Below are 19,827 nucleotides of genomic sequence, written 5' to 3'. Positions count from 1 at the left end.
TATTTTAGGTGCCTCTATGACCGCAGAAATTAAACATCAGGATAAGACCTACAAAATAGACCTCTCAAAGCCGCTGGATATTTCCATCGGGCTAAGAGGAGACCATAAAAACCCCGTTGCCTGGTACCTGCAACACCCCGAGATAAAACCCGTTCAGGACGGAGATTTTATAGGGAAAGTGAGCGAAGGCGCCTCGGTGAACTTCAATAATATCTTTTTTAATCCGCACGCTCACGGTACACATACCGAGTGCGTGGGCCATATCAGCAAAGAATTCCAGAGCATCAACCAGATCCTGAAAACTTTCTTTTTTACAGCTAAGCTGATCTCGGTGGAGCCGGAAAAGATCGGAGATGACCTGGTGATCACCGAAAAACTGCTGAAAGAGAAATTCGATAAAGACGAAACGGAAGCCCTTATCATAAGATGTCTTCCGAATTATATCGAGAAAAGGACTAAAAAACACTCGCATTCCAACTGGCCTTACCTGGAAGAAAGTGCCGCTAAATACATCAGGGAATGCGGGATCAAACACCTGCTTATCGACCAGCCTTCAGTAGACAAGGAAAAGGATGATGGAAAACTGCTTGCCCACAAGGCCTTCTGGAACTACCCTAAAAATACCAGAACCGAGGCAACAATTACGGAATTGATTTTTGTGCCGAATTCGGTTGAAGACGGCAACTATATCCTGAACCTCCAGATCGCTTCTTTCGAGAACGATGCCACCCCTTCAAAACCTGTTCTCTATAAAATCATCTAGAATGAAGCTCAGCTTAAAACTGGAAGAATTAGCGATGTTCCTGCTGGGGCTTTTGGCCTTCAACCAGCTGGAGTATTCCTGGTGGTGGTTCATAGGCCTGTTCTTCGCTCCTGACATAGGAGCATTGGGGTACCTCATCAACAATAGAACCGGAGCTTTTACTTACAACTTATTCCATCATAAAGCTATAGCTATTGGAATATGGTTTACGGGCCTGTACCTCACAAACCCGCCATTACAATTAATAGGCGTAATTTTGTTTTCACATTCGGCTTTTGATCGTATTTTAGGCTATGGCCTCAAATATGAACAAGGCTTTAAATTCACACATCTGGGAGAAATCGGAAAATAACTATGGAACTTCTGTTTATTGGTCTCGCCGCAGGCGCGATTATAGCTTACTTTTTATTCGCAAGATTCAACAAAGACCGCTCGAGATTAAAGACCAGCGAACAATCGGTGGTATTAATGGACAAGATCAAGAGCGTGTGCAAATTCATTACCGTTGAAGGCGATTTTTCAGAAATATATCATTACGAAAACCTCAAAGAAAAATACCTGAGTCTTTTCCTCGGAAAGAAAAAGGCCATTATCCTCATCAATGCCAAGGCGCATATCGGCTTCGACCTCAGCAAGATCAAAATGGAAAGCGATAATGATTCCAAACGAATCATCCTTACCAATTTCCCGCAGCCGGAATTGCTTACCGTGGAAACCGATTTTAAATATTACGACAAGAGAGAAGGCTGGGCCAATCCTTTCACCACTTCAGACCTAACCGATATAAGCCGCGATGCGAAAAAACACATCGTAGATAAGATCCCTGAGAGCGGACTTTTTGAAAAGGCGAAGAAAGAGGCGCTGGACACAATTCTGCTTATGGAAAAGATTGTGGAAACCATCGGCTGGAAACTGGACTATACGGCCCTTACCCTGGAAAGAGAGGAAGAAAAGCCCAAGATCGAAAAGGAATAATGGACATTGAAAGCTTCAGAAATTACTGCATTCAAAAGAAAGGAGTGACCGAAGAACTACCCTTTGGCCCCGATAATCTCGTCTTCAAGGTGATGGGAAAGATGTTCAGTATCGCTTCCCTGGATGAGGTTCCGCTGAGGGTCAACCTGAAATGCGACCCGGAAAGGGCTATCGAGCTAAGGGAAGAATATGAAGAAAATATACTTCCGGGGTACCATATGAACAAACAGCACTGGAATACCCTTGTCCTGGATGGCAGGCTGGACCCCAAGCTTGTCCTCGAACTCATCAATCACTCTTATGAGTTAGTGGTAAAGAGCCTCCCAAAAAAATTACAGAAAGAACTGGAGAATTTATAATGAAAGAAATACTCGATTTTTACCTGAAAAAGAAAAAAGAACACGAGCAGCTGCTGGCTGGAATCTCCAGAAAGCTCCTGTTTTCCAGCCTCCTGAGGCTGATATTATTCCTGGCGATTTGCTACGGGATCTATTTCTTCTGGGGCAATACGAACATTATCGTCCCCATAATCATTGGCGGGATCGCGCTGTTCCTTTTCCTGGTTTCTCGTCACAGCGACCTGAAAGACCAGAGCAACAAGCAAAAAGAACTCATAAGGCTTAACGAGCTGGAGATCGACCTGCTTAAAACCAGAAATTTCAGGGACCTTCCGGATGGGGAGGAATTTGAAGACCCCATGCATCCATATAGCGAAGATATCGACCTTTTTGGACCAGGTTCCTTTTTCCAATATCTGAACCGTACCGGGTTGCACGAAGGTAAAACCAGGCTGGCCGGGATCCTAACGGAAAACAGCATAGACGAAATTGAGAAGAAACAGGCGGTCGTAAAAGAGCTGGCGACCAAACCGGGATGGAGACAAGAATTCACTGCCATTGCAGGGCTGGTTAAAACCGAAACTGCTTCAGCTACTGTTCTCGACTGGTTTAAGAACTATAAGAGCTTTGTTCCGAAGCTAATGAAGTGGCTACCCTGGGCATTCACGGGAATTTCAGTCCTGGCCATCGCGGCTTACAGCTTCGACTTCATTAAGGGAATTCATTTGTTACTTTGGTTCCTCACGGGCCTACTGGTCACAGGGATCTTTATTAAAAAGATCAACCTGCTTTCAGAGAGCGTGAGCAAGATCCAGGATACTTTTCATCAATATCACCAATTGCTGGCCTTGTTGGAAAAGGAAGATTTCTCTTCAGAAATTCTGAAAGAAAACCAGCAGCTCATCAGGTCTGAAGACAAAAAGGCTTCGGCAATTTTTAAGAAATTCTCCAAGGCCATAGACGACCTGGATCAGAGAAATAATATGCTTTTCGGGATATTTGGCAACGGTTTTCTGCTCTGGGACCTGAGACAAAGTTACAAGCTTGAAAAATGGATCTCCCGATACAGACAAAATGTGGAGAACTGGTTTAAGGTGATAGAGTATACCGATTCCCATAACAGTCTGGGAAATTTCGCCTTTAACCATCCCGCTTATGTCTTTCCGGAGATTAATGACGAAAAACTGGGGATTTCAGCTAAACAACTGGGCCACCCCCTGCTGGATCCTGAGAAAAGAGTGGCTAATGATTTCAGCATCAGCAATCAGGAATTCTTTATTATTACCGGAGCGAATATGGCCGGAAAAAGTACATTTTTAAGAACCGTTTCCCTTCAGATCTTAATGAGCAATGTTGGTCTGCCGGTATGTGCTGAAGAATGCACCTACACCCCTATAAAGCTCATCACGAGTATGCGAACCAGTGATTCCCTAAGCGATGACGAATCCTATTTCTTCTCTGAATTAAAAAGACTGAAATTCATTGTAGACGAGATCAAAACCGACAGGTATTTCATCATCCTGGACGAGATCCTGAAAGGGACCAACAGCACCGATAAGGCCAGCGGTTCTAAAAAGTTTGTTCGCAAACTGGTAAGATCCAATTCCACAGGTATCATCGCCACGCACGACCTGAGTCTTTGCGAGATCACCTCAGAATTACCTCAAGTTAAAAATCATTATTTTGATGCCGAGATCATAAATGATGAGCTGAATTTTGATTATAAATTCAAGGACGGCATCTGCCATAATATGAATGCTTCATTCCTGCTAAGGAAGATGGAGATCGTAGACGATTAAAATATGGATTCATTAACACAAATAGTACTGGGAGCAGCGGTTGGAGAAGCCGTACTTGGAAAAAAGGTTGGGAACAAAGCTATGCTTTACGGGGCCATTGCCGGCACCATTCCAGATCTCGACAGTTTTGCCGGATATTTCACAGATACTATTTCAGCTATTGAAATTCACAGGGGCTTCACGCATTCCATTGTATTTTCAGTTCTCTTTGCGCCGGTCTTTGGCTGGCTCATCTCAAAGATCGAAAGGAAATCGGCGGCTACCTGGAAGAACTGGTCGTGGCTGATGTTCTGGGGCCTCTTCACCCATCCCCTGCTGGATGCACACACCACCTGGGGCACCCAGCTGTTCTGGCCCCTGGACCTGAGACTGGCGTACAAGAATATCTTTGTGATCGACCCGCTTTACACGCTTCCGTTTATGGTGTTTCTGATCCTGGCGATGCGCCAGAAACGCACATCGGAAAAGCGACGAAAATATAACAATCTTGGTCTCATCATCAGCAGTATTTATCTCCTGGTGATCACCCCTGCCCTGAAGGCCTATACCTATTTCAAATTTTCCGATGCCCTGGAAGAACAAAAGATCGAGTATTCCCGAATTGACACAAGGCCAAGTCCTTTCAACACCATCCTCTGGTCTGCTAATGTGGAAACCGAAGACAGCTACCTGATAGGAGATTATTCCATCTTTGACACCAAGCCCATAAGTTTTGAATCCTACCCGAAGAACCGGCAGCTGTTGGCCGGGTTGGAGGATAAAAGGAATATCCAGCGCATCATAGATATTTCCCAGGGCTGGTATACAATAGCCGAACAAAACGATCAGCTTTACTTCAACGACCTGCGTTTTGGATTGCTCGACCCAAATGCTGAAGACCCGCATTTCACCTTCAGTTATAAACTGATAGAAAAGGATGGTGAGGTTAACATCGAGGAGCGAAAAAGAACACGCGGAGCCGCAGAGAAACTACTTGCCGATCTTGGCAAACGAATTCTCGGAAATTAATATGCTGCTTTTCTCTGAAGCTTAGAACCGGTTAGACTATCTTTGCAGCCTTAAATCACCCAACGATGACCATTGAAGAAAAACTAAGAGAGCGCAGCGATTCGGTTTGTGAACTATGTGCCGCTACCGATAATCTTAAAATATATGAAGTGCAGGAGTCCCCGGTGGAAGCTGAAGAAGCAAGTATTTTAATTTGCAACACCTGTTCAGAACAAATTGAGGATCCGGAAAAGACAGAGCCTAACCACTGGCGTTGTCTTAATGATGCTATGTGGAGCACGGTTCCGGCGGTTCAGGTAATGGCGTGGAGAATGCTGGACAGAATGAAAGCCGAAGGCTGGCCCCAAGACCTGCTGGATATAATGTATATGGACGACGAACTGAAAGCCTGGGCCACAGCAGCAAAAAAAGAAGCAGAAAACAAGGTGATTCATAAAGACAGCAATGGCGCCGTAATAGAAGCCGGAGACAGCGTGGTTTTAATAAAGGACCTTAATGTAAAAGGCTCCAGCTTGGTAGCAAAAAGAGGCACCGCCGTGCGCAGGGTTTCCCTGGTACACGATAATGCAGAACAAATAGAAGGAAAGGTTGAAGGCCAGCAGATCGTGATCCTTACCAGGTTTGTGAAAAAGGTCTAAACTCTTTCTATTTCCTTCTGACCTCAGCCTGAACTTGTTTCAGGATCTTTATTTTTATAGTTGTATCTTTAATTATGAAGCACAGCTATGTTTACATATTGACCAATAAGTTACGAGAGTCGCTTTACATAGGCGTAACCTCAGACCTGAAACAACGCGTTTTAAAGCATAAACAGAATAAAGGCTCCTTTTTTTCAAGGAAAAACAGGTTAAGCGTACTGCTCTATTTTGAGAAATTTCCGGAGGCCCATCAGGCTATCGGCAGAAAAAAGATCCTGAAAAACTGGCACGAAGAGTGGAAATGGAACCTTATAAAATCTCAAAACCCCAATTATAAAGATCTTTTCGAAGATATTTAAAGAAGCGGAAACAAGTTCGGCTTGACGTAAAAAGAAAAAAGCGCGGCAATTTGCCGCGCTTTTACTTTATAATAAATTTTGAAAATTTACATTTCAGCTTCTGCCATTTCTTCTTTTTCAGCTTTCTTCTCTTCAGTTAAAAAGCTGTGATCTTTTGCATAATTCAGCATTTGCTCTTCGAAAGTGGAAGGCTGAGTTACCTTAATAGAAACGATCTCTCCGTTCTCATCCATTTCAGGAACAAGTACAGGATTTACAAATCCGCTGTAAGGAGCCGACTTGAATTTCTCATTTCTTTCAAGAACTTCTTTGTGAAGATCCTGATCTACCTTCACCCCGTAATTCTCTACAAGGTTTTTGGCTGCCTCAAAATCACCTTCAGATTTAATTCTTTGTGTTTCCTTAAGCAATTCTCCAAAAAGCTCTCTTAGTTTCTGATAGTCTTTAATATCATAATAAGTCTTACCATCTTTCTGCACCTTTTCGATCACTCCTTCTTCTTTACCTTTCTCGAAAACCCAGGCGCTAACCCACTGACGGTTTCTCATATGAGCTTCCTCGATATCTGCTCCCTGCTCAATTCTTACCAGTTGCGTCATTAACCCGTTACGGATATAATCGTTATAAGCAGCCTTTCCAAGCTTTTCAACATCATCGGTAAGGCCAAGTTCTTCCAGTTTTGGATCCATCAGGTAGTAGAGACCTACAAGGTCTGCACGACCTTCTTCCAGAGTTGAAGCATAACTTTTAAGAGTTTCCTTGGTGGTTCCTACTCCAGGGTTCAACTGGCCTGAAGCGTGACCCACCACTTCGTGAAGGGCTGTATGAAGCTTATCTGCCTCTTTCCCGTATTCTTCAGAAAGAGCGATCTCTTCCTCATCGTGAGCAAATTCTTTCAGCTTATCAGAACCACCGGCATTTTCATAGGCATTGATAATATTTCCGAGAGAAACCGATTTACTTCCGTGAGCCTTTCTTATCCAGCTGGAATTAGGCAGGTTAACCCCGATAGGAGTACTTGGAGAGGCATCTCCGGCTTCCCCGGCTACGATCACTGTTTTATAAGTTACCCCAACAACCGAGTCTTTCTTATGATCATCCATAATTGGCGAGTTATCCTCGAACCACTGAACGTTCTTCTCTACCACGCTCATCTTTTCAGACATATCAAAATCCTTGATCTGAACGATAGTTTCATAAGAACCGGTATATCCCATTGGGTCGTTATATACTTCTATAAAACTGTTGATATAATCTATATTCCCTTCGGTAGCTTCTACCCAGGCAACATTATACTCGTCCCAGGTCTGAAGATCCCCGGTCTTATAGTACTCAATAAGAAGTCCAAGTGCATTTGCCTGTTTTTCATTTTCGGCAACACCTTTAGCTTTCTCAAGCCAAGAAACGATCTCATCTATGGCATCACCATAAAGTCCGCCACTTTTGTATACTTTCTCAACTAACTCACCATTCTCCTTAACCAGTTTCGTGTTAATTCCGAAAGCAAGAGGCTTCTCCGGATTTGGAGATTTTTTTGCCGCATAGAAGTTTGATACCTCTTCGGCAGTTATCCCTTCTCCGTAAAAATTAACAGCTGATCCTTCCACAAGACCTTTTGACTCATCAAGATTCACCTTTTTCATATCCTTATCGTTGAAGATCACTTCAAAAGGCTCTCCGCTTAGCTCAGTATTAGTTGCTTCAAGCAGAGAATTGAAATATTCTTTGCTAAACCCCGGCTTTAACTTGTCGTTCGAATAATGGTGATGAATTCCGTTAGAGAACCACACTCTTTTCAGGTAAGTCTCAAAAGCCTGCCAGTCTTCGGAAGATTTATCACCTTCATAATTGGTGTAAATTTTCTCCAGAGCTTCCCGGATCTCAAGATTGTGCTTGTAATTCTGGTCCCACATAATATCACGACCGGCAAGTCCGGCCTGAGTGAGATAGTAAACCAGCTTTTGTTCTTTAAGACTTAAATTTTCCCATCCCGGGATTTGATAACGCAGGATCTTGAGATCGGCAAATTCGTCTACTTTATAATTGAAATCTTCAGGAGAAGTCATCTCCTTCTCTGCAAGGTCCTTAGAATCCTTGTCTTTCTGGTCACAGGACGTAAATGTAAGTGCCAGTGCCAGCAAAAAAATACTTAATAAATGTTTCATTTTTATAAATTTGAGATGACCAAAGTTAATAATAAAGGACATCAGTTTTGAAAAAATCTGATGCCCTTTTTATTGACGCGCAGCAAGCTATGTTTTTTCAGCCTCCAGACTGAAAGTTATTTACTCATCTCTGTAAAATATTTATAGAACCACGGAATGGTCTCTATTCCTTTCAGGTAGTTCCAAACTCCAAAATGCTCGTTAGGTGAGTGGATGGCATCGGTATCCAGACCAAAGCCCATTAAGATAATCTTACTCTTCAGTTCTTTCTCAAACAAAGAAACAATTGGAATACTTCCACCGCTTCGCTGCGGAATTGGCGTTTTCCCAAAGGTCTCTTCATAAGCCTTGCTTGCCGCCTGATAACCTACATTGTCTATAGGGGTGACATATCCCTGCCCCCCGTGATGTGGTTTCACCTCTACGCTAACCGCATCTGGCGCAATACTTTCAAAATGTTCTTTAAACAGCCTGGTGATCTCTTTCCAGTCCTGATTTGGAACCAGTCTCATCGAGATCTTCGCAAAGGCTTTGGCCGGAAGTACGGTTTTGGCTCCTTCCCCAATATATCCGCCCCAGATCCCGTTAACATCAAGAGTTGGCCTGATAGAAGCCCGCTCTGTGGTTGTGAATCCGGCTTCTCCATAGGTGTCTTTAATTCCGAGCTTTTTCCTGTATTCTTCTTCGCTAAAAGGAGCTTCAGCCATTTTCTTGCGTTCTTCTTCTCCCAGTTCCTCCACTTTATCATAGAATCCGGGTATGCTGATATGATTATTCCCATCGGTTAAAGAAGCGATCATTTTAGACAGAATATTGATCGGGTTGGCAACGGCCCCTCCGTAAAGCCCGGAATGCAGGTCACGATTAGGCCCGGTAACCTCTACCTCTACATAAGAAAGTCCTCGCAGGCCGGTAGTAATAGAAGGAGTGTCTTTGCTGATCATTCCCGTATCTGAAATGAGGATAACATCATTAGCAAGCTTCTCTTTATTATTCTCGATGAACCAGCCAAGGTGTTCGCTTCCTACCTCTTCTTCCCCTTCTATCATAAACTTCACGTTACAAGGCAGCTCATCATTTTTGGTCATAAATTCCAGCGCCTTTACGTGCATATACATCTGGCCTTTATCATCACAGGCTCCCCTCGCATAGATCGCACCTTCAGGATGAATTTCGGTCTCTTTAATAACCGGTTCGAATGGTGGTGAATTCCAAAGATCGAGTGGGTCCGGCGGCTGCACATCGTAATGCCCGTAAACCAGAACGGTAGGCAGGTCTTTATCTATAATTTTTTCTCCGTATACCACGGGGTGTCCCGGTGTCTCACAAATTTCTGCTTTATCACAGCCTGCCGCCAGCAATTGTTCTTTCACGGCTTCCGCAGTGGTGAGCATATCGTTTTTATACGCCGGATCGGCACTAATGGAAGGAATTTTAAGCAGGTCTATCAACTCATTCAGGAACCTGTCTTTATTCTCTTCAACGTATTTTTTGCTGTCCTTCATTCTCTGATTTTTGATTTTTTATAAAGGTAAAAAGATTTTTTTTGCTGAGCTGTTTGTAAATTGAAAGTATTGTGTATATTTGCATCCGCGTTACAGAAATAACGCACTAAATATTGAAATGCGGGCGTGGTGGAATTGGTAGACACGCTAGACTTAGGATCTAGTGCCGAGAGGTGTGAGAGTTCGAGTCTCTCCGCCCGCACCAGGAAAAAGCTTCAGAGAAATCTGAAGCTTTTTTTGTTTTTCAGAGCCTCTAATTACCTAAAAAAGTCCCTCATTCTGAAGGACTTTCCGGGGCTTATGCCTTTACACACCAGCCAGCAATTCAATATTCTTACAAATACTAATTATTCTCCACATTAAGCGTGTCTTTTTCCTGCATATCGGCGATACTCATTAACCTGATCTGCCATCCTAAACTGTCGTTCTTTGCTCTTTCCCAGATTACCGTATAGGTTCCCTTCACTTCCAGGCTATCATTATCTTTATACACATGGGTATAAGTCCCCGCCTCGTACGCGATTTGATCAGCGGCATTCTTTTTTAATGAGTTAATTTCCAGATCTTTCATTATTGCGGCACCGCCATCTATCCAGGCCATCACACTGTCTTTTTGAACCGCCCTTCCGTTATGAAGCAACACGGCATTTTTGGCGGTAAGATCCTTTATTCCCTTCGCGTCATTATTATTCCACGCGCTGATCCAGTCTTTCATCACCTGATCCGGCTTGCGAACCTCCACCATCTCTTTTTTTTCTTCAGCTTCTTCCTCCTTTACTTCCTGACAGGATACAAAGATCATCAATGCCATTAATGGCAATAGTTTTAATAGTTTCATCGGTTAATATTTTTAATTATTAATCTAATTTATCTATTAGGAACCACGCCACTAAAATTTTAACCGAATTTTAGATAAAATACTGATTTTTAGTGATAAAAAACCACATTCATCAATCTGCTACAAATAAAAAATGATAAAGATTAAGAACGATTCGTGAAACAAAAACTCTTGGCAATAGATTAGCTTCCTGCTATTTTAAATCTGTAAAAAATTATTTTCCTCATTTTCTTGAGCTCTAAAGTCTCGAACCTGCTGTGTTTCTGTAAAATTCAAATTTTGAATCCGCCAGAAAAAAACCTAGACGACTGATTTATAAATATTTATTCTTAAATTAACATAGGAAATCTTACTGAGATCCTGTGAGCCCGTATTTCCGAAGCGGTCTTTTTTCTTTCGAATATTAACCATTAAAACATATAGCTTATGAAAACTATATTATTTTGGATTTTGCTGGCCCCTTTTCTGGTTTTTTCACAATCGGACCAATCAAATGAGAATGAAGAGTACCTCGTGGTAGGCACAACGGTATTCGCACCTAAGCCAGGTCATATGGACGACTTTAAGCAAGGAATGAAGGCACACAACGAACAGTTTCACAACGGCGGCGACTGGGGCGTGAGGATCTATAACATTATGAATGGCCCAAATACAGATAAAATGATGGCTGTAATGGGACCTTTCCAATGGAGCACTCTTGATAAACCAAGGGAGAATGCTGAAGCGCACAGTGAAGATTGGGACAAAAACGTAGTCCCTTATATGCAGGAGGATTTAAACTCCACCTACTGGCGTTTTCATCACGACCTCTCCAATTTCCCTCCAAATTTTGATGTGAACAAACTTGAGATCGTAATGTTCGACATAAACAGAATGGAAGGAGAACGAATGAAGAAAGAGCTGGCTAAGGTCACTAAGGTATTTAAGGAGAAGTATCCTGATATGCCCTATGGAATTTATACCAACGAATTTGCGGCAACCAATGATGGACGGGATATGGCCATTGCTTATTTCTTCGACCACTTTAAGTGGCTAAGCAAAGACTTCAAGTTCAAGGAAAATTACAATGCTGTACACGGCGAAGGAACCTACGATAAATTTATGCAAGAATGGAAAGATATCACCGCCGGAGCCCAGACCGAAATCTGGGTGTTTAATCAGGCCCTAAGCGGAATAGGAAGCCAGGTTACTACCGGCAGCAGAGTTGAAGAATAGATTGATTAACGAACCGACATAAAGCCGACTTTAAAAAGGTCGGCTTTTTTATGCTTCAATTTTGGAATTCACCCCCAACAGACAATGTTAATCTTTTTATAAATTCACAACAGAACACCCCGTAAAATATGAATATCTTACTTTAAAAATTCTATTTAAGACTTTTTTACCACTATAAGGGCTTGAAAAATAGATAATTATCATTAACTTAATTCTCTGACTTTTCAAGAAACTGCCCCCGGAAATCAGGAAGTATTAGCAAAAATAACTAACCAAAATTTACTTTTATGAGATCCCTATTACTGTGGGTATTCCTGATTCCGATCGTGGCAATATCCCAAAACACTGACCAAGAAAGTGAAGTAGACAATCAGGAGTATGTTGTCTTTGAAAATGTTCTTCTCACTCCAAATCCGGAGCACCTCAAACAATTTGAAGAAGGCCTTGCGGCTCATAACAAGCAGTATCATGCAGAAGGGCCTTTTGGCGCCAGAGTATACTTTATTGCCAGCGGGCCAAATTCAGGCAGATACATATGGTCTATGGGGCCCCTGCCCTGGAGCGCATTCGATAAGCGCCCCCATGATAAGCAGGGCCACGATGCAGATTGGCGTGATAATGTAGCAGCTTACATCCTGCCGGAATCTGATCAGATCTACTGGCGCTCTCACCCCGATTTATCGAACTTCAGCCAGGATTTCAAAATTGATAAGTTACTGGTAGATATGTACGATGTAAATCGTTATAAAGAAGCTGATGTGATCAAATCGATGGAAAAGGCAACCAAGGTGATGCAGGAGAAATTTCCTGAGCTTACGTATGGGGTATATACCAACGAATTACCAAATTCAAAAGATGGCAGAGACCTGGCAATGGTATTCTTTTTTGAAGAAATGGCCTGGATGGGAAAAGACCCCCAATTTATAAAGGCATACGAAGAAGTGAACGGGGAAGGAAGTTTTCAAAGCTTCATAAGAGAATGGGGAGAGATCACTTCCGGAAAACAAAGTGAGATTTGGATTTACCAGCCTGAACTTAGTGGCCTGAGTGCCGAAGTACAGACAGAATAAAGACTGTAGATTTGTTTGAATTAGCCAAAATTCCAGACAAACACGTGCCCGGATTTGAATAAAATTCGGGCACGTTGCATTTATCATTTTTCAAAGAGCAAAAGAAATAATTTGTAACTTGTTGATAGACAAAGCTAACCCTTGAAATTATGAGAATCCTCCTTTCTGCCATCCTTATTCTCACTTTTAACCTGCCTGCTTTCGCCCAGGATTGTGCCTGCTGTACAGATTCTCATAAAGCCTTCGATTTTTGGGTGGGAGATTGGGAGGTCTATGACACAAAGGGAAATAAAATTGGTGAAAACAGCATTAAGAAACTTGAGAAAGATTGCATTATAAGCGAACATTGGCGTGGCGCAAAGGGAACCACCGGCAGAAGTTATAATTATTACAATTCACAGGATGGTACCTGGAACCAGGTATGGATAGACAGCCAGGGACAAAATCTTGTTTTAAAAGGAAAAGCTGAAGAAAATAGAATGTTGCTTAAAAGTGAACTCACTAAAGGAAAGGACGGAACGGAATACTACAACAGGATTACCTGGACAAAAAATTCAGACGAAAGTGTGATCCAGTTATGGGAAACTCTCAGCAAAGAAGGAAAGGTAATCAAAGAACTATTTAAGGGCATCTATAAAAAAGCCAAATAAGGCTTGAATATTCTCCCCCGGTATCTGCTGTCCTAACTAAGTTTAGAACTTTAAAAAAATTCAAAAATGGAGTATAGTGTGAAAGCAGGGATCTTCGATCTCGACGGGGTCATCACCAAAACCGCCAGGCAGCACGCCAAAGCCTGGAAGCGGATGTTCGATGAATATAACGAGGAAAGAGAAGATAGCGGGAAGGAACCGTTTAAAAGTTTCTCCATAGAAGAAGATTACCCTAAGTATGTAGATGGTATCCCGAGATATGACGGTGTGCGTGAATTTCTTAGATCCCGGAATATTGATCTCCCTAAAGGCTCTCCCGATGACGACCCACACAGGGAGACTATTTGCGGGCTTGGGAACCGAAAGAACCGACTCCTTCTGGAAATTATTAAAGATGAAGGCGTAGAAGTTTTCAGGAAAAATATAAACCAGATCAAGCAATGGAAAGCCGATGGCCTTAGAATAGCTGTTATATCCTCCAGTAAGAACTGCAGGCAAATTTTACAGTCTACGGGACTCGAAGATATGTTTGAGGCCCGTGTAGATGGCGTTGTTTCCCAGGAAAGAAATATCAAAGGCAAACCCGAACCCGATATATTCCTTGAAGCCGCCAAAGAATTGGGTGTATCTCCGGAAGAAGCGATGATAGTTGAAGATGCAATTGCCGGAACGCAGGCAGGAAAAAAAGGAAACTTCAAGCTGGTAACAGGAATTATTAATGGCGCAACTAAAGAAGAACTGCTGCAGAACGGAGCTGACATAGCTGTTAATAGTCTTGAAGAGGTAAATCTGAAAATAAAGAACCTAAGATCTCCTGCAGCACTCCCTTCAGCTGTTAAAAACATCGAACAGTTAAAATCGCGTTTCAAAGAGCACAAACCTCTTTTTTTTCTTGATTTTGACGGCACTCTTGCCCCCATTGTCACGCATCACCAGGATGCAGCGATGGATCCGGAAATGAAAAATATTGTTGAAAAACTGGCATCGGAATATAAGATCGCTGTAATAAGCGGTCGCGGCCTAAGCGATGTGAAAAAACGGGTGGGCCTTGAGAACATCTATTACGCCGGCAGCCACGGTTTTGAAATTTCGGGTCCCGGCAACTTCAGCAAAGACAATGAAGAAGCCAAAAAGATCCTTCCGGTATTCGAAAAAACAGAGCCTGTTCTTAAGGAACGACTTAAGCATATCCAGGGTGTGGAATTCGAAAGAAAAAAATTCACCTTAGCTATTCATTACCGCCAGGCTGCAGGGTCTGCCGAAGAGGAAGTCCATCGTATTACCGAGGAGGTTTTAGCCAAGCACAAGCAGCTAAAAATAGGAGAAGGCAAAAAGGTTATTGAAATAAGGCCCAATCTGGAATGGGATAAAGGGAAAGCCGTAGAAATCCTTAAAATGAAAATAGGCAATTCAGAGACCGCAGCATACTCGGTTTATATTGGTGACGATGTGACCGATGAAGATGCCTTCGAAACTTTAGAAAATGGGCTTGGGATCCTTGTAGGTGACCACGGCAAAGAAACCTATGCCGATTTCCGGCTGAAGGATGTTGAAGAAGTGAAAGAATTTTTAAGCAAACTCTTATAAAGTGGAAAGCTGGAAACTTGTCTACAAGGGGTACAACCCCGGGGAAGAAAAGCTCCGGGAGGCTCTTTGCTGTCTGGGTAATGGTTATTTCACGACCCGGGGTGCAATGGAAGGGGTTCCTGCCGATGAGCATCACTACCCGGGAACTTACCTTGCCGGCGGCTACAACAGGCTGGAATCTGAAATTTCAGGAAAGATCATAGAGAATGAAGACCTGGTAAACTGGCCCGACTGGACTGTTCTCAGGTTCAAACCGGAGAATGGGGAATGGTTTCATCCAGATCAGGTTGAAATTCTCGAATATGAGCAGGTACTTGATCTTAAGGAAGGTTTGCTTTCAAGAAAGATCCGGTTTAAGGATGATAAACAACGTGAATCTGAATTACTGAGCAACCGCCTCATATGTATGGGAAACCGTCATATTGCCGCAATTGAATGGAAACTGACCCCCATAAACTGGTCAGGAAAGATAAAGGTACATTCAGCATTAGATGCCTCGGTTACCAATAAGGGGGTGAAACGATACAGCGAGCTGAACGGAAAACACCTGAAGCTTATTGCAAAGGGCAAATTTGAAGAAGACGGCATCTTTATAAAGGTGATGACCAATCAATCTGAAATTGTGATGGCTCAGGCAGCAAGAACAAATCTTTGTTTTGATTCCTATGACACCCCCATAGAAAGAACCACTGTTGAAAAAGAAGAATATATAGCCCAGGAACTCGAATTTGTTGCTCAGGAAAACAAAAGCATTATTGTAGAGAAGATCGTAAGCATCTATACTTCCAAAGATTTTGCGATTTCGGAGCCCGTTTTCGAAGCGAAAAAGGATGTGAGAAGGATTCCGCATTTTTTAGCTTTAAAGAACAGACACCGCCCTGTTTGGGAAGACCTCTGGAAACAAAGCGATGTCAACCTGGTAGCCGATGAAGTTGAAGATCAGTTGTTGCTTCGGCTGCATATCTTTCACCTGATGCAAACCTATAGTCACAACAGTATCGATACCGATGCCGGAATCCCGGCGAGAGGATGGCACGGAGAAGCTTACAGGGGTCATATTTTCTGGGACGAACTTTTTATCCTGCCTTTGTTTACCATTCGGGCGCCTGAGCTGACCCGCTCTCTGCTTATGTACCGTTATCGCAGGTTGGGGGAAGCAAGGGTCGCGGCTGCCCGGGAAGGCTATAAAGGAGCGATGTTTCCCTGGCAAAGTGGCAGCAATGGCCGGGAAGAAAGCCAGGTAATACACCTTAACCCCCAGTCAGGAAGATGGATTCCGGACAACACCTATCTTCAGCGTCATATTAACTCGGCTGTAGCATATAACATCTGGCAGTATTTTGAAACCACGGGAGACCTGGAGTTTCTTTCATTTTACGGTGCCGAAGTACTCATTGAGATAGCAAAATTCTGGGCCAGTAAAGCCACTTACAACGAAGAAAGGCAACGTTATGAGATACATAAGGTGGTAGGACCCGACGAATATCATACTTCGCTTCCCGGTTCTGAGGAACCTGGTTTAAAGAATAATGCCTACACCAACCTGATGGTGGTGTGGAGCCTCATACATGCCCTGAAAGCACTGGAAAGACTGGATGCTCAACGCCGCGAAAGCCTGATGCTGCAACTGGAAATTGACAAAGAAGACACTGATCGTTGGGAAAATATAAGCCGGAAAATGTTCATCCCTTTAGTGGAAGACAATAAGATCATAGAGCAATACGAAGGTTTTCACCAGCTTCAGGACCTGGACTGGGAGAAATACCATAACCAATATGGCGACATTCTTCGCTTAGACAGGATACTGGAAAAGGAAGGTGACCAGGTAAACCGCTATAAGGCGGTGAAACAGGCTGATGTTATTATGCTCTTCTATCTTTTTTCGGCTGAAGAGTTAACAGACCTGTTCACCCGTTTGGGTTATGATTTTGACCCTGCCCAACAGATTCCGATGAATATAAATTATTACCAGGATATTACCGCGCACGGCTCCACCCTCAGCAAACTGGTGGATTCCTGGGTTTATGCCCGTTCCAGGAGGGACAAATCCTGGCACGACTTTAAAAGTGCACTTTTCAGCGATTTTAAAGATGTACAGGGTGGCACCACCCCTGAAGGGATCCATCTTGGTGCAATGGCAGGCACAATAGACCTCATTCAGCGTTGTTATACAGGCCTGGAATTCAAAAAGGATGCCTTGCATTTTAATCCGCAGTTACCCGAAAATGTAAAGAATGTAAAATTCAGGCTTCGTTATCTTAATTACTGGCTTCAGATAGAACTTACTCCAAACAAGCTTCAGCTTATAAGCCAGGGCGACTGGGATGGCGGAATCAACATCAATGTAAAAGACAAAGCTTTCACCCTCAAAAAAGGAGAAGAGAAAACCATAGAATTTTAGAAAAATTATTCTCCTGTACTTTCCAGTCGAATGGCATTTATCGAGAAAGTTTGATTACCCACTGCTTTTATTTCAAGTAAACCTTCGGCTTCAAGGAATATCGTCTGTTCAGTTTTATGAAATTTCTCCATTTTAACGACACTTATTTCTTTTCCATTCACGCTAAGCTGAAATTTTCCAAGATAGGTATCGTTCTTTTTTCCCTCTTTACTTAATTCGTATGCCAGGGTCTTGTCTTTTCCCAGGTTAGCAAATAGTAATTTAAGCCTATAGCTTCCTTCCGGCAACTGAAACTTCAGGCTTTTCACTCCTGTGATCCCCGTCTGATATAAAGGTTCATCGGCTGTATCCCGAATATTGGTACTGCTTTTCACCTTTTTTGTTTCTCCTCCGGTTTCCAGAATTCCGGCAGCCTCCGCAGGAATCCAGATCTCTCCGTCTTCTGCCATATAACTGAAGTTTGCCCCGAAATTTATAGAAAGACTTTCAGTATCTGTAAGATCAGGACGTCTCCAGAAGAGCTTCAGGGAATCCTGTAAAACGCCATCTTCATTATAAACCTTTAGCACATTCTCCCCTTGTTGGAGTTTAACTGTTTTCGTAATGATTCCATTTTCAGGCTTTGCTTCAGCAATTTGCCGGCCGTTCAATTCAAGTATGACCTCTTGGTTTGAAATGACCCTGAACTTCTTTTCAGGGGAATTGCTGATATGGGCCGGCAGGTCCCGGTAAAACCGCGAGAATTTTTCCTCCGGTCGCAACACCGCTTTGTACCAATACCAGATATTCTTGGGGCTGCGGTCGTAATTCACCAGGCCTTTCTGATTCACGTGTGGTTTGGTATCTCCGCGAAATTCAGATCCGAAATCGGCAAAATTCCAGGCCGTCATCCCTATCACAAAATCCCTTTCTAAAACCTGTTCCAAATAACCCTGATGGTAAGTCAGCTGATATTCTTCGGTAAAATCGAATTTTTCAGGAGTATCAGAATGCAGCCTCACATCGGCTCCTACCCCATATTCGGAAATTATAAGCGGCCGGTTTGGAAACTTCTCTTGTTCTTTATCAAGGAATCCTCCCAGATCCTCAATCTCACCTTCATACCAGCCATAATATAGATTCCACCCCAGCACCATAGGAATTTCCGTGATCCCGGTCCGGTTATAGATCTGGTTTCCGTGAATTGCCATCACGGTAATATGATTCGGTGCCATTCTTCGGGTAAGCTCCTCTAAGGTCTTAGCCAGCTTCAAAGTATGGTCTATAATAGCTGTTCTTTTTTGCTCATCATCCTCATCAAAAACCATCCTGATAAAGATCTCGTTCATATAACCAATAAACACAAAGGAAGGATGGTTGTAATTTTGGGCTATATGTTCCTTTTGCATTTCCACAGAATGTTCTTTGTAAGCCTCATAATCGGCTGTGGCAGGAACCTTATTCACCACCGGAGCTTCAGACCATAAAATAAGGCCAAGACTATCTGCCGCCTTGTATATTTCCTCAGCCTGCGGGTAATGTGCCAGCCTGAGGAAGTTAGCACCTATCTCCTTTATCTTGGTCATATCCTGAAGTTGCTTTTCTATTGGCACGGCATTACCAAGACCTTCCCAATCCTGGTGCCGGTTCACTCCCAGCAGCTTCAATGGCTTTCCGTTTAATTTGAATCCCCCGGCAGTTGCCTCGAATTTCCTGAAACCCGTTTTATGTTCGTAGATATCCTTGATTTTTCCTTCCCTGTCAATAAGCTCAAGCTTTACGGAATACAGGTTAGGATCTTCAGGCGACCAGAGCCGGGGTGCTTTTACCGGAATTTCGAGCTTATATGCGCTTTCAGACTTCTTTTCGCCGAAGTAGATCTCTTCCCCGTCGGGGTTTGTAAGGCTAATCTTTAATGAAAATTTTTCCTTTTCAGGATTCTCAACTTTGGCAGTGATCTTCAGCCTGGCTCCTGAATTTTCATTCAAAAAAGGGTCTATCCTCACCTCATCGGTTCCGTAATTTTTGGCAAAGTGTAGTTTGCTCTCTTCTACAAGCATCACTTTGCGGTACATCCCGCCGTAAAATGTGAAATCTGCATCCAGCGGAGGAACAGTCTCATCGTGAGCATTGTCCAGTTCAACACGAATTTTATTTTTTCCCGGCTTCAGCTTTTTACTAATATCAAACTGAAAGGCCGTATAGCCCCCGTAATGCTGTCCCACAAATTCATTGTTTACAAAGACCTCCGCCACCTGGTTCGCTCCTTTAAATTTCAAAAAATAAACTTTTGAGGTATCCCGTATGTCAATTGTAGTGGTATAGACTCCCTTTCCACGCCAGTACCCGGGTTCATCATCAAAGGCATCTTCAGCATTCCAGGTATGGGGAATATGAACTTCCCTGCTCAGGCTATCTTTTTCTGAATAAAAACTCCAGGTATTCAACTCGGTGTTTTGTGCAAGCAGCTGGCCGGTAACAAAAAGAAAAAGGACTAAAATTCTATACATATGCAGAAATCAGATTTAAACCGGAAA

17 protein-coding genes and 1 tRNA gene are annotated in these 19,827 nt (G+C 43.0%); 14 read left to right on the top strand and 4 right to left on the bottom strand.

Features of this window, described 5'->3' with window-relative positions; translation table 11 throughout:
- The first annotated feature begins 16 nt into the window (after positions 1-16).
- The 8 genes from ACFQ3Q_RS03720 (at position 17) to ACFQ3Q_RS03685 (ending at position 5,880) form a co-directional block, all read left to right on the top strand.
- Positions 17-763: a cyclase family protein gene (locus tag ACFQ3Q_RS03720; protein ID WP_380743049.1), complete on the top strand. Its 747-nt coding sequence runs from the start codon at positions 17-19 to the stop codon at positions 761-763.
- A 1-nt stretch (position 764) separates the two neighbouring features.
- Positions 765-1,115: a DUF4260 domain-containing protein gene (locus ACFQ3Q_RS03715; protein WP_380743047.1), complete on the top strand. Its 351-nt coding sequence runs from the start codon at positions 765-767 to the stop codon at positions 1,113-1,115.
- A gap of 2 nt (positions 1,116-1,117) precedes the next feature.
- Positions 1,118-1,738 carry a DUF4230 domain-containing protein gene (locus ACFQ3Q_RS03710; RefSeq protein ID WP_380743045.1) on the top strand — a complete coding sequence of 207 codons (621 nt, stop codon included), beginning with the start codon at positions 1,118-1,120 and terminating at the stop codon, positions 1,736-1,738.
- Positions 1,738-2,097 (top strand): MmcQ/YjbR family DNA-binding protein, encoded by a 360-nt coding sequence (locus ACFQ3Q_RS03705; protein WP_380743043.1) that lies wholly within the window; start codon positions 1,738-1,740, stop codon positions 2,095-2,097. Before ACFQ3Q_RS03710 ends, ACFQ3Q_RS03705 begins: the two co-directional genes overlap by 1 nt.
- Positions 2,097-3,875 (top strand): MutS-related protein, encoded by a 1,779-nt coding sequence (locus ACFQ3Q_RS03700; RefSeq protein ID WP_380743040.1) that lies wholly within the window; start codon positions 2,097-2,099, stop codon positions 3,873-3,875. Before ACFQ3Q_RS03705 ends, ACFQ3Q_RS03700 begins: the two co-directional genes overlap by 1 nt.
- Positions 3,876-3,878: 3 nt before the next feature.
- Positions 3,879-4,883, top strand: coding sequence for a metal-dependent hydrolase (locus ACFQ3Q_RS03695; protein WP_380743038.1), 1,005 nt, complete (start codon positions 3,879-3,881; stop codon positions 4,881-4,883).
- Positions 4,884-4,948: 65 nt separating this feature from the next.
- Complete coding sequence (locus ACFQ3Q_RS03690) at positions 4,949-5,521, top strand: PhnA domain-containing protein (protein ID WP_380743036.1); 573 nt, start codon at positions 4,949-4,951, stop codon at positions 5,519-5,521.
- 74 nt (positions 5,522-5,595) lie between these two features.
- Positions 5,596-5,880: a GIY-YIG nuclease family protein gene (locus ACFQ3Q_RS03685; protein ID WP_380743034.1), complete on the top strand. Its 285-nt coding sequence runs from the start codon at positions 5,596-5,598 to the stop codon at positions 5,878-5,880.
- A gap of 86 nt (positions 5,881-5,966) precedes the next feature.
- Here ACFQ3Q_RS03685 and ACFQ3Q_RS03680 read toward each other — a convergent pair whose 3' ends face one another.
- The gene (locus ACFQ3Q_RS03680; protein ID WP_380743032.1) at positions 5,967-8,045 is read right to left on the bottom strand and encodes a dipeptidyl-peptidase 3 family protein; all 2,079 of its coding nucleotides are present in this window, start codon (positions 8,043-8,045) and stop codon (positions 5,967-5,969) included.
- 116 nt (positions 8,046-8,161) lie between these two features.
- A complete protein-coding gene (locus ACFQ3Q_RS03675; RefSeq protein WP_380743030.1) occupies positions 8,162-9,550 on the bottom strand; it encodes a dipeptidase in 1,389 nt (462 codons plus the stop codon).
- Between the two features lie 120 nt (positions 9,551-9,670).
- Here ACFQ3Q_RS03675 and ACFQ3Q_RS03670 point away from each other — a divergent pair.
- Positions 9,671-9,755 (top strand) — tRNA-Leu (locus ACFQ3Q_RS03670).
- Between the two features lie 138 nt (positions 9,756-9,893).
- Here the strand turns inward: ACFQ3Q_RS03670 and ACFQ3Q_RS03665 are convergent.
- Positions 9,894-10,388, bottom strand: coding sequence for a YybH family protein (locus tag ACFQ3Q_RS03665; RefSeq protein ID WP_380743027.1), 495 nt, complete (start codon positions 10,386-10,388; stop codon positions 9,894-9,896).
- Positions 10,389-10,814: 426 nt separating this feature from the next.
- Between ACFQ3Q_RS03665 and ACFQ3Q_RS03660 the strand changes: the two genes are divergently transcribed.
- From ACFQ3Q_RS03660 to ACFQ3Q_RS03640, 5 genes are all read left to right on the top strand, one after another.
- Entirely contained in the window at positions 10,815-11,603 is a 789-nt protein-coding gene (locus tag ACFQ3Q_RS03660) for a hypothetical protein (protein ID WP_380743024.1), read from the top strand.
- 287 nt (positions 11,604-11,890) lie between these two features.
- The gene (locus ACFQ3Q_RS03655) at positions 11,891-12,673 is read left to right on the top strand and encodes a hypothetical protein (protein ID WP_380743021.1); all 783 of its coding nucleotides are present in this window, start codon (positions 11,891-11,893) and stop codon (positions 12,671-12,673) included.
- A 149-nt stretch (positions 12,674-12,822) separates the two neighbouring features.
- A complete protein-coding gene (locus ACFQ3Q_RS03650) occupies positions 12,823-13,323 on the top strand; it encodes a hypothetical protein (protein WP_380743018.1) in 501 nt (166 codons plus the stop codon).
- A gap of 66 nt (positions 13,324-13,389) precedes the next feature.
- Positions 13,390-14,910 carry a trehalose-phosphatase gene (otsB, locus tag ACFQ3Q_RS03645; RefSeq protein WP_380743015.1) on the top strand — a complete coding sequence of 507 codons (1,521 nt, stop codon included), beginning with the start codon at positions 13,390-13,392 and terminating at the stop codon, positions 14,908-14,910.
- Position 14,911: 1 nt separating this feature from the next.
- Positions 14,912-17,311, top strand: a complete 2,400-nt coding sequence (locus ACFQ3Q_RS03640) for a glycoside hydrolase family 65 protein (RefSeq protein ID WP_380743012.1) — start codon at positions 14,912-14,914, stop codon at positions 17,309-17,311.
- A gap of 5 nt (positions 17,312-17,316) precedes the next feature.
- Here ACFQ3Q_RS03640 and ACFQ3Q_RS03635 read toward each other — a convergent pair whose 3' ends face one another.
- Positions 17,317-19,800, bottom strand: coding sequence for a glycoside hydrolase family 2 TIM barrel-domain containing protein (locus ACFQ3Q_RS03635; protein WP_380743009.1), 2,484 nt, complete (start codon positions 19,798-19,800; stop codon positions 17,317-17,319).
- Between the last annotated feature and the right edge of the window lie 27 nt (positions 19,801-19,827).

It is taken from the genome of Salegentibacter chungangensis (assembly GCF_042678405.1).
Lineage (GTDB): Bacteria > Bacteroidota > Bacteroidia > Flavobacteriales > Flavobacteriaceae > Salegentibacter_A > Salegentibacter_A chungangensis.
The sequence above is the reverse complement of the archived record's forward strand: the minus strand, read 5'-3'. Positions and strand labels throughout refer to the sequence as shown.